The 12,855-nt window shown below is 39.6% G+C and carries 13 protein-coding genes and 2 pseudogenes; 4 read left to right on the forward strand and 11 right to left on the reverse strand.

The genetic code is table 11. The features are described from left to right. Positions 1 to 55: 55 nt before the first annotated feature. From L656_RS0115060 to L656_RS0115085, 6 genes are all read right to left on the reverse strand, one after another. Entirely contained in the window at positions 56 to 430 is a 375-nt protein-coding gene (locus tag L656_RS0115060; protein ID WP_024599818.1) for a PH domain-containing protein, read from the reverse strand. Then, positions 430 to 1,338, reverse strand: coding sequence for an ABC transporter ATP-binding protein (locus L656_RS0115065; protein WP_024599819.1), 909 nt, complete (start codon positions 1,336 to 1,338; stop codon positions 430 to 432). The genes L656_RS0115060 and L656_RS0115065 overlap by 1 nt, the downstream gene beginning before the upstream one ends. Further along, positions 1,335 to 2,162, reverse strand: coding sequence for an ABC transporter permease (locus tag L656_RS0115070; RefSeq protein ID WP_024599820.1), 828 nt, complete (start codon positions 2,160 to 2,162; stop codon positions 1,335 to 1,337). Before L656_RS0115070 ends, L656_RS0115065 begins: the two co-directional genes overlap by 4 nt. Before the next feature lie 142 nt (positions 2,163 to 2,304). After that, positions 2,305 to 3,486 (reverse strand): cystathionine beta-lyase, encoded by a 1,182-nt coding sequence (locus L656_RS0115075; RefSeq protein WP_024599821.1) that lies wholly within the window; start codon positions 3,484 to 3,486, stop codon positions 2,305 to 2,307. Between the two features lie 9 nt (positions 3,487 to 3,495). Further along, positions 3,496 to 4,416: an NAD(+) diphosphatase gene (nudC, locus tag L656_RS0115080; protein ID WP_024599822.1), complete on the reverse strand. Its 921-nt coding sequence runs from the start codon at positions 4,414 to 4,416 to the stop codon at positions 3,496 to 3,498. 174 nt (positions 4,417 to 4,590) lie between these two features. Continuing rightward, positions 4,591 to 5,094, reverse strand: a complete 504-nt coding sequence (locus L656_RS0115085; protein WP_024594121.1) for a LabA-like NYN domain-containing protein — start codon at positions 5,092 to 5,094, stop codon at positions 4,591 to 4,593. A gap of 137 nt (positions 5,095 to 5,231) precedes the next feature. On the opposite strand from L656_RS0115085, the gene L656_RS0115090 reads away from it, so the two are divergent. After that, complete coding sequence (locus L656_RS0115090) at positions 5,232 to 5,855, forward strand: hypothetical protein (protein ID WP_024599823.1); 624 nt, start codon at positions 5,232 to 5,234, stop codon at positions 5,853 to 5,855. Further along, positions 5,855 to 6,598: a DUF3307 domain-containing protein gene (locus tag L656_RS0115095; RefSeq protein WP_024599824.1), complete on the forward strand. Its 744-nt coding sequence runs from the start codon at positions 5,855 to 5,857 to the stop codon at positions 6,596 to 6,598. The genes L656_RS0115090 and L656_RS0115095 overlap by 1 nt, the downstream gene beginning before the upstream one ends. A gap of 126 nt (positions 6,599 to 6,724) precedes the next feature. On the opposite strand, the gene L656_RS0115100 is transcribed toward L656_RS0115095, so the two are convergent. After that, on the reverse strand, positions 6,725 to 8,119 hold the full coding sequence (locus L656_RS0115100; protein ID WP_008172585.1) for a DEAD/DEAH box helicase: 1,395 nt from the start codon (positions 8,117 to 8,119) through the stop codon (positions 6,725 to 6,727). A gap of 200 nt (positions 8,120 to 8,319) precedes the next feature. Further along, positions 8,320 to 9,159 carry an isopenicillin N synthase family dioxygenase gene (locus tag L656_RS0115105; RefSeq protein ID WP_024599825.1) on the reverse strand — a complete coding sequence of 280 codons (840 nt, stop codon included), beginning with the start codon at positions 9,157 to 9,159 and terminating at the stop codon, positions 8,320 to 8,322. Between the two features lie 265 nt (positions 9,160 to 9,424). Here L656_RS0115105 and L656_RS01000000122330 point away from each other — a divergent pair. After that, positions 9,425 to 10,614, forward strand: a pseudogene (locus L656_RS01000000122330) (bifunctional alpha/beta hydrolase/OsmC family protein). Positions 10,615 to 10,672: 58 nt separating this feature from the next. Here L656_RS01000000122330 and L656_RS0115115 read toward each other — a convergent pair. Next, complete coding sequence (locus L656_RS0115115; protein ID WP_024599826.1) at positions 10,673 to 11,425, reverse strand: alpha/beta hydrolase; 753 nt, start codon at positions 11,423 to 11,425, stop codon at positions 10,673 to 10,675. Between the two features lie 129 nt (positions 11,426 to 11,554). Between L656_RS0115115 and L656_RS0115120 the strand changes: the two genes are divergently transcribed. Then, a complete protein-coding gene (locus tag L656_RS0115120; protein WP_010555318.1) occupies positions 11,555 to 11,878 on the forward strand; it encodes a hypothetical protein in 324 nt (107 codons plus the stop codon). A 72-nt stretch (positions 11,879 to 11,950) separates the two neighbouring features. Here the strand turns inward: L656_RS0115120 and L656_RS0115125 are convergent, their stop codons facing one another. Together L656_RS0115125 and L656_RS01000000122335 are read right to left on the reverse strand one after the other, a co-directional pair. Further along, on the reverse strand, positions 11,951 to 12,547 hold the full coding sequence (locus L656_RS0115125) for a pentapeptide repeat-containing protein (protein ID WP_024599827.1): 597 nt from the start codon (positions 12,545 to 12,547) through the stop codon (positions 11,951 to 11,953). A gap of 16 nt (positions 12,548 to 12,563) precedes the next feature. After that, positions 12,564 to 12,794, reverse strand: a pseudogene (locus L656_RS01000000122335) (hypothetical protein). Between the last annotated feature and the right edge of the window lie 61 nt (positions 12,795 to 12,855).

A 12,855-nucleotide genomic window follows, 5' to 3' on the forward strand; every position in this document is an offset into this window, starting at 1 on the left:
TAAAATTAAAGTAGTTGCAACATCTAGTCAACAACTACTTAAAACATGTACCGTATTAAAGCGCGTGTTGGCTAATAATACGGTAAACATCGTTAATATTATCGCCAGACTTAAACTCTTTACTAATTGGTGTTGGATCTGAGCCAACCCATATTTTTAGCTCGGCATCTAAGTCAAAATGGCCTGCGCTCTCTTTACTAAACTTGGTTATTTTAGAGTAAGCAACACTCACCATTTCCATTTTAGAACCGGTCATACCTTGCTTATCAATTAAGATTAAACGCTTATTAGTAAAAATAAACATATCACGTACTACTTTATATGCCTTTTCTACTTGTTCACCGTCAATTAATGTATTGGCGAGGATTTTCTCTAAATCAGAATCGTCAACTTCGCTTGCATTACCCATAAGTCCGCTAAGTAAACCCATTATACTTTCTCCTGTTTAAATATTTGATTCTCTAATGTGTGACCATTAACTAACTGCCTGTACTTCCAATTGTGCTGATGACAAAAACTCAGCAGTGCAATATCAAGCGGCTCACCTGTTGGCTGATACTCAACTACATATTCTTTATGTTGGCTCATATACACCCGGCTCACCCCTGCAATTGCTTGAAGCTGTTGCTCAACATTCTGATAAGCCTCGCTTAGCATTAATGTATAAAAGTGTTTATCGGTATTATTAGTTTTTGTTTGGTGCTCGCTTAGTACGCCTTTATCTAAATGAAGTACCTGTGAGCATAGTCGCTCAAGCTCAGTTAAATCGTGAGAGCTTAAAATAAATGTAGCCTGCTCACTTAATTCAGATACTAGCTCACGTACTTCTCTGGCATGAATCGGATCAAGCCCTGCGGTTGCTTCATCAAGCATTACAATTTGTGGCGCGCCAATAAGTGCTTGCGCTATCGTAACGCGCTTGCGCATACCGTGCGATAAGTCCCCTGCACGCTGCTTTGCAATTTCTTTTAAGCCAACTAAATCAAGTACACGTAGCGCCTCAGTTTGGCTTTGCTTTGCCCCCATACCTTGTAGTTTTGCATAAAAGGCAAGTTGCTTGTCTATATTAAAACGAGGGTCAAGTTGTGCATCTTGCGGTAATGCACTTACTTTATTAAATAAAGCAGCACTACCTGGCTTATGCCCTAATATTTCAAGGCTGCCTTTACTTGGCGCTATATAGCCGCACAACAAACTAAATAAGGTAGTTTTACCCGCACCATTTGGCCCGACAAGCGCCACTGGCGCGCCTTTGTTAATTTCAAAGTCCACATTATTAAGCGCAAGTTTTGCACCATACGATTTACTCAAACCGCTAGCTGTAATTAATGGTCTCATAGTGAGCTCCTTGCAAAAATACGTTGAGCAACGCTTAGTAGCACCGCTGTTTGTACAAGGGGAATAGCAACAGCGCTTAATAATGGTAAATTTTGCCCCGCTAATAACTCTATTTGCACACCCGGAAATAAATAATCAAGCAAGCCTAATGCGGGTATTTGCCATTGCAATATACCAACTACAATACCGCCTGCTGCAAAATATAAAATTGCCAATACAATAGATAAGCGCGATGAGCGAGCAAAAGTATTTATTAACGTCATAAGTGCTACAAATGGGCACAGAGTAATCACTAATATTAAAAATATAGAAAGTGCACGGGCAAAACCACCTGCCAGTAAACTTGGATCTCTAAACCCTAGTACAGCGAGCGTAGCCACAAGAGTAATGCCCACTAAGCAGGCTAATACCGCTAGCTGCCCTAAAAAACGGCCAAACAGTATTTCAAAGCGAGTGGAGCGCAGTGATAAAAACCTCAGTGTGCCACGCTCTCTGTCGCCTACTGTTTGGTCGCTACAAATAAATAAACCAAAAACGGGAAAGCTATACAGGGCTATTAACCAGTACATAGCAAATTCGGCCTCAGGCCAATCCAATAATTTACTTAAACCAATAGAACCTGATATATCACGGGCTATTTGCTCAAAATCGGGCGCACTTACAATGCCTACTGCCTGCCCTATTGGGTAGCGCAGTATGATTAGCCACACCAATGCAAAGGCAGCTAATGCAATAAGTCCACGTTTAGTTAAAAACATACGTACAAGCTCAAATCCCGCTATTTGCGTTAATCGCCCTACGTTTATCGGTAATGGTGTTGCCATTGACTATCCTTAATGACTTTTCTTTTCTGTGTATTTATCCACACTAAGTGTAAACACCTTGAATTACCAGCAAAAAAAAGCTCACCAATGGTGAGCTTTGTAACAATACATTTAAATGTAACAGCATAAATTGCGTTAAAAATTATAAATGCTGCTTATAAACCTCAAGTGCTTGGCTTAAATCGCTAATTAAATCTTCAACATCTTCAAGGCCAATATGCAGGCGAATAACCGGGCCTAAATCCCAACCTGTATTTGAACGTAGCCCTTTCATAGTTAAATTAGCCGTTACTAAACTTTCAAAACCGCCCCACGAAAAGCCCATTTTAATATGCTCAAGGTTATCTAAAAATGCATCAATCGCTTTTTGATTACCGGTTTTCATCACAAATGAAAACAACCCATTACTGCCATCAAAATCACGTTTAAAAAACTCATGTCCTGGGCAGGTTTCAAATGCAGGGTGTCGAATATGATCAACAAGCTCATGTTGTTCAAGCCATTTAGCTACTTCTATTGCTGCTTTTTCATGTTGATTTAAACGCACACCCATTGTACGCAGGCCTCTAAGCGCTAAATACGCATCATCGGCACTGGTACATTGCCCTAGTAAGTACGAGTTTTCGCGCAAGGTTGGCCAATACTTTTTATTAGCAACAGCCACACCCATCATCACGTCTGAATGGCCAACAATATACTTTGTTGCAGCTTGAATACTAATATCAACACCGTGCTCTAACGGGCGATAATGCAAGCCGTTACCGTAGGTATTATCAAGCATGGTCATTACGTTGTGCTCATTGGCTACTTTTACCATAGCGGGCACATCTTGCACTTCCATCGTAATAGAACCTGGAGATTCTAAAAACAACACTTTAGTATTTGGCTGAATGTAATCTTTAATACCTGCGCCAATGGTTGGCGGGTAGTAGGTTGTTGTAATGCCCAGTCCCACTAAAATTTTATCGCAAAAATCGCGAGTTGGTTCGTACACGTTATCAACCATTAAAATATGATCACCGGTTTTTAAAAACGATAAAAATACTTGGCTAATCGCCGCTGCGCCACACGGGTATAGTGCACAGCCTTCGCCGCCTTCAAGTTCTGTAATCGCTTCTTGCAGCGCAAAGTGTGTTGTTGTGCCCCGGCGCCCATAAAATAACGTTTTATCGCCACGGGTTTTAGCTGCTTCTTTTAAATCTGCTACGGTATCAAATACAATAGTAGATGCACGCTGTACAACCGGGTTTACTACGCCGTGTGTATACGCTTTTTTGCGTCCTGATGACACTAGCTGAGTGTTTTTATTACTTTTACTCGACATTGTTAATCCTTAAGGGTTTGTGCGCCAATGCTCAATTAAATAACGAGAGATAGAGTCGGTTCTAGGCAGCTTTAAATGCTCACCTTCTTCGTGCCAATTACCAAATTGTGCTAAGTCTTCACGGCTAAACCATTTTGCATCGTCTAGCTCTTCTTTATCTACGTTAATTTCCTCAGATGTCGCCTCTGCAAAAAAACCAAGCATAATTGACGATGGGAACGGCCAAGGCTGAGATGCTACATAACGTACATTATCAACCTCTATACCTGCCTCTTCTTTAACTTCACGCGCAACAGCTTGTTCCAGTGTTTCCCCTGGGTCTACAAATCCAGCAAGCGACGAATACATACCAATGGGCCACGCAGCTTGGCGACCTAACAAACAGCGCTCTACTCCATCTGCAAAGACTTTAGTTACAACCATAATTACCGCAGGATCGGTGCGGGGGAATGTAGGATGCTTACAGTTTTCGTTTTCACACACTCTAGAGTGCCCGGCTTCCACTGAACGGTTTTTACTACCACAGCGCCCACAAAAACGATGCGTGGCATGCCAATAACATAAACCTCTCGCAAGGGCCGCTATTGAGGCATATTTAATGGTTACTTGAGGCCCATATTGGCGAATATCAAAAAACTGAGCGCCCTCTATTAAAGGTATAAGTACGCTTTCATCCAGATCAGATACATCCAGTGCAAACACACCATGTTTAGCATTGTTTAAACCAACAAAAATAGCACTCGTTAAATCTAAATGTGCCACTTGTTGATATGTTAAATAGCTTACTTTAGGGGTATCTTTAATAAATAGGGTTTGATTATTTTTAACTAAAACCCATTTACTTTGCGCCGACATTTGCGCTTTAAGCCACGATGGGTCTTTACGAAAATTTGAGCCTCTATCTAGTGGCATGTTGCTGTAATGAAGCATGTAAGTCCTTGGTAACTCGTTATGCTTTAAAATTACCATAATCATTTAGCAAACCCAATTGATTACAGTAATAAAAAAAGCCTATATAAGGCTTAATTCATCTATTACGGCTTTGTATTAAAATCTCTCATGTTGCAGGCACTTAGCTTGCATTTTTTTAACTATTTTTTGCTATTAAAGTAGCAAAGTATTATCAATTAAATGAAATTGCTCAGCGCTTTGTTTTAATACCTCAGCGGTTAACCGGTCAGCACCGTAAACATCGCACGGTACATTATATTGATTTTTTAAATGCCCAAGTAACAAGGCAAAGTCACCATCGCCAGAGAGCAAAATAACCTTATCAAGATTTTTACCCTGCTCTAACATGTCTATTGTTATGCCTACATCCCAATCGCCTTTAGCACTTCCATCACGACGTTGAATAAATGGCTTTAGCTTTACGTCAAAACCAATCGCACGCAAAATATTCTGAAACTGATTTTGCTTTTCATCCCCTCGATAAATAGCATACGCAAAAGCACATTCAATATTGTATTGCGCTTGCATTACCCGCCAAAACGCATTGTAGTCAAAGTTTTTTCCGTAACTCTCGCGGCACGTGTAATAAATATTTTGCACATCAACAAAAATACCGACTCGTGGTTTCGTGCTTTGCTGCTCGTTTTGTAAAGTCATTTAGTGTCCTAATGAGGATTAATAGCAATTAAAATAAGTGTACCTTGCAATTTATATTTAAGTAACCTAAATTAGTTACTTACCCTTATGTAACCAATATTGGTTACATATTAAAAAGTAACCATTTTGAGATTTTTATGATTGGTGTGATCAGCGGCGATATTATTAAATCGCAAACCATCCCTAAGCAGCAATACGATGCCATGCTTTACCAACTAGAGCAAAGTTTGCGAAATATTTCGGGTGAGCAAACCCTTTGGAATATATACCGAGGCGATGCCTTTCAGTTACAAGTTAATAACCCTGAGTATCTTTTTAAAAACGCTATACTAGTGTATTTACACCTTAAATCATCAGGTTATGAGCTACGCCAAAGCCTAGCGCTTGGGCAAATAGATAACCCACGCAGCGATATAAAAACAGCAACCGGCTCTGCTTTTACCCTTTCGGGGCAAGCCCTTGATAAAATAAGCAATCAACGCTTTGTTTTTAATATTAATGAGCAGCAGCTCGATGAAAGCTTAAATCTTAATTTAGCCTTTGCTGACGTATTGCTCACTAAAATCACACAAAAACAAGCAAATGCCCTGTATGTCTATTTAACATCCTCAGACAACAGCCATGCGGCACTAGCTAAAGAGCTTAAAACAAGTCGCGAAAATGTAACAAAACTACTAAATTTAGCGCATTACCAACTTATAGAGCGCTTCATTAAGCACACACAGCACGTTATAAAAAATATAATTAAAGGAGGTGAATAATGGCGTTTTCACTTTTACTGGTCGCACTTATTATTGGCCACTTACTCGCTGACTTTTACTGGCAACCTATGAGTTGGGTAAACGAGAGAAACACTCGTCACTTTAAAGCCACTAAGCTTTATTTTCATGTACTCGTGCATGGTGTAACAAGTGCACTCATCGTTACCGTGTGGGAATACACATTTGGCTGGCAGCAACTAAGCAGTGTTTTAATTGCAACGGCAAGCATTATGGTGAGCCATTATTTTATTGATATAGCTAAATCGTATTCTAATAAAGGCGTGGTGCCTTTTTTACTTGATCAAATAGCGCACATACTCGTTATTATTGCGCTCAGTATTTGGCTAACTGATAACAGTAGCTTTATGGCTGCAATTAATAATATGCTCACTGATCCCAAAATACTGTGGGTGGTATGTGGTTATTTAATTATTTTGAGTCCTAGCGCCGTATTTATAAGAATGATGTTAGAGCGTTTAACAAGTAACTTTTCAAGTACTGGTAGCTTAGTGCTTGCAGGGCAAAGCATTGGTATGTTGGAGCGCGTACTTATGCTGAGCTTTATATTGCTTGACCAATTTGCAGGGCTTGGTTTTTTACTTGCCGCAAAATCGGTATTTAGGTTTGGCGATTTAAGTGCCAGTAAAGATAAAAAACTTACCGAGTACGTTATGCTCGGTACACTACTTAGCGTAAGTGTGACTTTATTTGTAGGTTTAGGTGTTAACTATTTAATCAGCTAATAACACATTACAGGCAATAAAAAACGCGCTACTTCTATTTATTCAAAAGAAGGGAGCGCGTTTTTTTGTATCAGCACTTAACTAAATTCTAAATTAATTAAACGCCAATATAATCTTTAATAATGATTAATCGTTATTTGTGCGACGGCGGCGTTGGCCATTACCGCCAACAGATTCACGCTTTGCCCATGGGTTTTGCGCGCTGTCATCTGTTTTAGCTGCTGGCTTTTTAGAACCACCTCGGCGTGGGCCGGTACCATTACCACCATTGTTCGGCTTTTTACTGTTAGGCTTGCTGCTATCAGATTTAGGCTTATTAAAAGGCTGCTTTTTCTTAGGTTTTTTAGCCGGCAGTGGGCGAGCATCTAATGCGCGCTCTGCTACTGGGTTAATAGGCTCAAAACCGTCTTCTTCAGCACGCGGTATAAGCTCACCAATAAAGCGTTCAATACCGTATAAATCAACAGCATCTTCTGTTGTTACAAACGAAATTGCATGACCCGATGCACCAGCACGGCCTGTACGGCCAATACGGTGAACGTAATCTTCATATACGTTTGGTAAGTCGTAGTTAACAACATGCGGTAATTCAACAATGTCTAAACCACGTGCAACAATGTCTGTTGCTACTAGTACGCGTACTTCACCACTTTTAAAACCATCAAGCGCTTTTACACGTGCGCCTTGTGATTTATTACCATGGATAGCAGCGCCTACAATGTCATCGCGTTCTAGTTGTTTAACTAAGCGGTTAGCACCATGCTTTGTACGGCTAAAAACTAACACTTGTTGCCAATCGTTAGTGCGAATCAAGTGGCTTAGCAATGCTGTTTTACGTGTTTTATCTACCGCGTAAACGCACTGAGTAACACTTTTAGCTGTGGTATTTTTTGCAGCAACTGAAATTTCAACTGGGTCATTAATTAACCCTTTTGCTAATGCACGAATTTCATCTGAAAATGTAGCCGAAAACATCAAGTTTTGACGTTTAGCAGGCATTTTAGCAATTAAGCGTTTAATGTCGTGAATAAAGCCCATGTCTAGCATGCGGTCAGCTTCATCGAGTACAAGCACTTCAACGCTATCAAACTTAACGGCATTTTGATTATGTAAATCGATTAAACGACCCGGTGTTGCTACTAAAATATCAACACCTTTACGAAGACGCTGCATTTGTGGGTTAATTTTAACGCCACCGTAAACTACAAATGAACTCACATCCGAATGCTTAGCGTACTCTTCAACGTTTTCGCTTACTTGCAAAGCAAGCTCACGTGTAGGCGTTAAAATAAGTGCACGTACGTGGTTACTTTTAGCTTTAGGGCCAGAAGACAAACGTTCAATAAGTGGTAATGTAAAACCTGCTGTTTTACCAGTACCCGTTTGCGCTGCCGCCATAACATCACGGCGTTCAATAATTGCAGGAATTGCTTGAGCCTGAATCGGCGTTGGCGTTTCATAGCCCTTTTCTAAAACCGCATTAACCAAAGACTGTGATAAACCTAAACCTTCAAAACTCATATAAACTCTCTTTTAAATTAGGCTACATTAGCCAGTTGCGCGCATTATACCTGTAGTAGCTAAGAATGCATGCCATTATTTACGTTGCGAGCAATTGAGCATAGCTTAATAAAATTAAACCTGTGACCAAGTTGCTTAAAAATGCAAAAAACGGCCATAAGCCGTTTTATATTTATACTTAATTACTCTAAGTATAAGAGTTACTTAACACCTAACTCGCGCAGGCGTTCTTGCAAGTAGCTATCTGCCGTGTAGCGCTCTGAAAGCACAACATCTGGATGCGGGTGTAAAAATAACGGCAGTGATATACGCGATTTAGTAGATGCTTTGCCCGTTGGGTTAATTACACGGTGAATTGTCGATGGGAAATACCCGCCCGACGCTTCTTGTAGCATGTCGCCAATATTAATAATTAAGCTGCCAAAATCACATGGCACGTCTAACCAACCGCCATCTGTTTTTTGAACTTGTAAACCAGGCTCATTAGAAGCTGGCAATACAGTCAATAAATTAATATCGCCGTGAGCTGCTGCGCGAATAGCACCTGGCTCTTCATCACCTGTCATTGGCGGATAATGTAAAATACGTAACAATGTTTGCTCAGAACCGGCAATCATGTCTTTTAAATCAATCGAAAACTTAGCACGTACATCAGCTGGAGATTCAGCCTGCACCCAGCTTAGTAAAGTACCAGCAAATTCACTTGCTAAACGGTAGTATTCACGTACATCAGCTTCAAGCTCTGCAGGAACGCGACCTTTAGGGTACACATGGAAGTACTCTTTAATGTCTTTTATTGTAAAGCCTTTCGCTACTTCAGATACTGAAGGCGGAAAGTAACCGTCTTGAGTTTCTTTAGAGAATAAAAAGTCCTGCTTTTGCTCTGAGTTAAAAAAGTCTTGCCAATTTTTGTAAATAGACTCAACTAAAGACTGTGGGATTGGGTGGTTTTTTAAAACGCCAAATCCAGTATTTCTTAATGATTCAACAAATTGTGCAGCCGCATCGGGAGCTTTATAATCAACAGTAGGTAATTGCATTGTACGTTCCAGTGAATAGGTTGTGAGAAGTGAACTGCTTCAATAGTAGCAAATAGCTAAGATAAAGTAGCAAAGCCTTCATTATAGCGCTATGCGAGGATAGACAAATGACCTTAAAAAAATAAGGACATATGTCCGCAAAGCATAGCCACCGCCACTTAGCTTGATCAAGATCAACTTATAAAAAACGTTGAATTTGCAAGGTTTAGTAACAATCTCTGGTCTACTACTATAATGTATTTTATTTGTGTAAATAAGGCTCCCCATGCGACAAAAAGTATCTTTTAAAAGCGGCGATTTAGAACTTGCCGGCCAACTTGAACTTCCCTCTGGTGACGTTAAGTTTTACGCGCTATTTGCACACTGCTTCACATGCGGAAAAGACATAGCAGCAGCTACACGTATAAGCCGTGCACTTACGCAACAAGGCATAGCTGTACTGCGTTTTGACTTTACCGGTTTAGGCAATAGCGATGGCGACTTTGCTAACAGTAACTTTTCATCGAACATTCAAGATTTAGTTTCAGCGGCTGATCATCTGCGTGAGCACTTTGCAGCGCCGCAATTACTCATTGGCCACAGTTTAGGCGGCGCTGCGGTACTGGCTGCTGCTGAGCACATTCCTGAAGTATCGGCCATTACAACTATTGGTGCACCGTCAGATGCGCAGCACGTAGCGCATAACTTTGAAGCACATCTTGATGAAATTAACGCAGCAGGTGAAGCTAAAGTAAACTTAGCTGGTCGTGAATTTACCATTAAAAAGCAATTTATTGACGATATAGCCAAGTACGATAAAAGCCACATTAGTAAGCTTAAGCGCGCATTATTAGTAATGCACTCCCCTATTGATGCAACTGTAAATATTAGCGAAGCCGAAAAAATTTACGCATCAGCCAAGCACCCTAAAAGTTTTATTAGCCTAGATAACGCCGATCACTTACTTACTAATAAAAACGATGCCGACTACGCTGCAGAAATTATTGCAACGTGGGCTAATCGCTACGTTAAATATGACAAAACAAAATACGCCGCAAGCCTAACGGGTGGCAATGTACTTGTTGAAGAAAAAGATCATGTATTTACTCAGCACGTAAGCACCAAAGATCATACTTGGCTTGCCGATGAGCCAATAAAGGTAGGCGGTAAAAACTTAGGCCCCGATCCGTATNGGGGCTTGGTGCCTGTACGGCAATGACACTGCGCATGTACGCTACACGTAAAAACTTAGCGCTAGAGCATGTCAAAGTAGAACTTGATCACACTCGAGATTACAACAAAGATTGCGACGATTGTGAGCAAACCGGTAACCTAGAAGCCATTACCCGTAAAATCACTTTAATCGGTGATTTAACACAAGAGCAGCGCCAGCGTTTACTCGAAATAGCCGACAAATGTCCTGTGCATAAAACACTACATAACAATCCTGTTATTGTAAGTGAATTGGTAGAGTAACTACCATAAAAGTAATATAGCGCAGCTAACACTGCGCTATGATTTAACTTTTATAAACCTAATTTTTACTATCTAAAAATCCCTCTACTTCTTTACTCATTCTATCCACCAGCCATATTGGTCCGCCATCGTACATATCGTTATGGCGTGATTTTTCTATCATTATTTGTGTAACAGGAAACTTATCCAGCTCTGAATCGTTTAACAGCACATTCGCATCAGCGGGGTAATCACTACCACGAAGCGTAAGTACGCGAATGTTTTTATTGCGTGGGATCAACATGCGGCGATGATCGAGAGTAATAATTTGGCTTACTTCATTAGGGTAAATAGAGCCGTATAACGCCGAAATATCCCCGCCATTAGAATGCCCAAATAAGGCGAGCTTTGTAAAGTCGTACGCTGGGTATTTACTCGATAGCTCATTAACTAAAAACTTAAGCGTTACTACGCCACGGTGCCAGTTTTCCATGCGAGTGGTTAAGTAAGGTTGCTCACGATTAAGGTAAGGGTCACTTTTTAATTCATGTGCAACGGCTACTGTTAAGTATCCGCGCTGATTAAACGCATTACTAACAAACGTATATTCATTATGGCTAATACCGTAGCCCGCATTAATAAACGCCACAGGGCATTTTGCTTGCGCTGTACACTTAGCATTATTAGCTGGCAATGTAATATTGATAGGAATATCGCGATTACGGCTTTCATCGGTTATAACGTTGTCATTTGCATAGCTTGTTGTGCTCATAACTAATGTGCTTAGAGCTAGTGCGCTTAATATAAAAAGCTTTTTAAGTGTTTTTTGCATATTTAAATTTATATAAATTATTGTTTTTAATTAAAAATAACTTTTACTTTATAGCTTTGCATTCTCTATTGTCAAACTATGCGATAATAGCCGCCATTGTTTAAATATATTTAGTAAAAGATCCAATAAATGAAATCATACAATAGCATTCAAGAACGTATAGAAATTTTAGAAGACAAACTAACTGCAATACATGACGAAATCGAAACACTAAAAGCACCTGCTAAAAACAACAATGAACGTATTATTTTTAAGTTTATTGAAACAGGCAGCACAGGTAAAACGAAGGATTTTGTTCGTGAGTTAGGTATTAAATCACCACGTGACGGTTTGTTTTCGTCAGGTGATGTTACAAAACTAATTAAAGATGGCGCTGAAGATATTTCACCTGCGTTATTAGAAATTGCAAGACAACTTGCCAGTGCACGTAATAAAAATGGCCCAAGCCGTTAATTACGCAGTCACGCAGTATCTAGAAGCCCAGCTAAGCTGTCGCTTCTAGGTATGTAACCATATTAAACTAAATTAACCACACAGCTCTATATTAAGGCTGGTAAGCAAATTAAGTGCTTCGAAGCGATCAAACTTAGCATTCGCTAAAATATTATTATTCAAATCTATATTAAACGCTTTAGCACCTACAAAATCACATTTTGTTAAGTTAGTTTGAAAAAACTCACTATCGCGAAAATCTGTTCCTGTAAATATACTACCGCTTAAATCAGCGTGTCTAAAATCAACATTTTTGGCAAAGCAGTGTGTTAGTTTGAGGGCTTTGAGAGTTAATTCAAAAAAAGAACTATTACTGAGCTCGCAATAATTAAAACTCACCGATGCGTTAATACTTAGCGCTGGCCAATCTACATCAGCCCATTGCAAACTATTTAATTTACAGTGGCTAAAACTTACATTTTCAAGCGAACTGTAGTTCCATTTTAGTGACGATAAATTACAGTTTTTAAAACTACATTCTATAAATCGGCAATTTTTAAACTGCCCGTCTGAAAAGTCGCAATCGATAAATATACACTCTTCAAACTCAGAGTTTTCAGTTAATTGCTCTGCGTACTGTAAAGCATTAAATTGTTCATCAAAATACTGGTTATTATTACTTAACAACACAATTCACCTATTAAATTTAACCCGTGTAGCCATTACTTTTAGGTAAATCTTTTTTAAGCGCAAGCACTGCAATAAAAATCAAAGCAAGTAGTGGAAATAGCGCTAAACAGCCACCCACAAAAGCTAAAACACCCGGCATAGTACTTTTACGCTTACCTATTTTTTAGCTAATTACAGCAAAAATAGGAATACACAGCACAATAATAAAAACTAAAAACTCACCAAATAAGGTTGCATTGATCGACATAATAATTCCTTTTTCGTCTATTCGTTTAAAACACACTCTGCTATAAATTTAACCATAAAAA

Origin of the sequence: Pseudoalteromonas sp. TAE56 (genome assembly GCF_000497955.1) — a bacterium.
GTDB lineage: Bacteria > Pseudomonadota > Gammaproteobacteria > Enterobacterales > Alteromonadaceae > Pseudoalteromonas.

What these genes read in the sequence shown, in the direction of transcription:
- L656_RS0115060 (WP_024599818.1), bottom strand. Translation starts at nt 430, where the DNA reads ATGGGTTTACTTAGCGGACTTATGGGTAATGCAAGCGAAGTTGACGAT.
- L656_RS0115065 (WP_024599819.1), bottom strand. Translation starts at nt 1,338, where the DNA reads ATGAGACCATTAATTACAGCTAGCGGTTTGAGTAAATCGTATGGTGCA.
- L656_RS0115070 (WP_024599820.1), bottom strand. Translation starts at nt 2,162, where the DNA reads ATGGCAACACCATTACCGATAAACGTAGGGCGATTAACGCAAATAGCG.
- L656_RS0115075 (WP_024599821.1), bottom strand. Translation starts at nt 3,486, where the DNA reads ATGTCGAGTAAAAGTAATAAAAACACTCAGCTAGTGTCATCAGGACGC.
- nudC (WP_024599822.1), bottom strand. Translation starts at nt 4,416, where the DNA reads ATGCTTCATTACAGCAACATGCCACTAGATAGAGGCTCAAATTTTCGT.
- L656_RS0115085 (WP_024594121.1), bottom strand. Translation starts at nt 5,094, where the DNA reads ATGACTTTACAAAACGAGCAGCAAAGCACGAAACCACGAGTCGGTATT.
- L656_RS0115090 (WP_024599823.1), top strand. Translation starts at nt 5,232, where the DNA reads ATGATTGGTGTGATCAGCGGCGATATTATTAAATCGCAAACCATCCCT.
- L656_RS0115095 (WP_024599824.1), top strand. Translation starts at nt 5,855, where the DNA reads ATGGCGTTTTCACTTTTACTGGTCGCACTTATTATTGGCCACTTACTC.
- L656_RS0115100 (WP_008172585.1), bottom strand. Translation starts at nt 8,119, where the DNA reads ATGAGTTTTGAAGGTTTAGGTTTATCACAGTCTTTGGTTAATGCGGTT.
- L656_RS0115105 (WP_024599825.1), bottom strand. Translation starts at nt 9,159, where the DNA reads ATGCAATTACCTACTGTTGATTATAAAGCTCCCGATGCGGCTGCACAA.
- L656_RS0115115 (WP_024599826.1), bottom strand. Translation starts at nt 11,425, where the DNA reads ATGCAAAAAACACTTAAAAAGCTTTTTATATTAAGCGCACTAGCTCTA.
- L656_RS0115120 (WP_010555318.1), top strand. Translation starts at nt 11,555, where the DNA reads ATGAAATCATACAATAGCATTCAAGAACGTATAGAAATTTTAGAAGAC.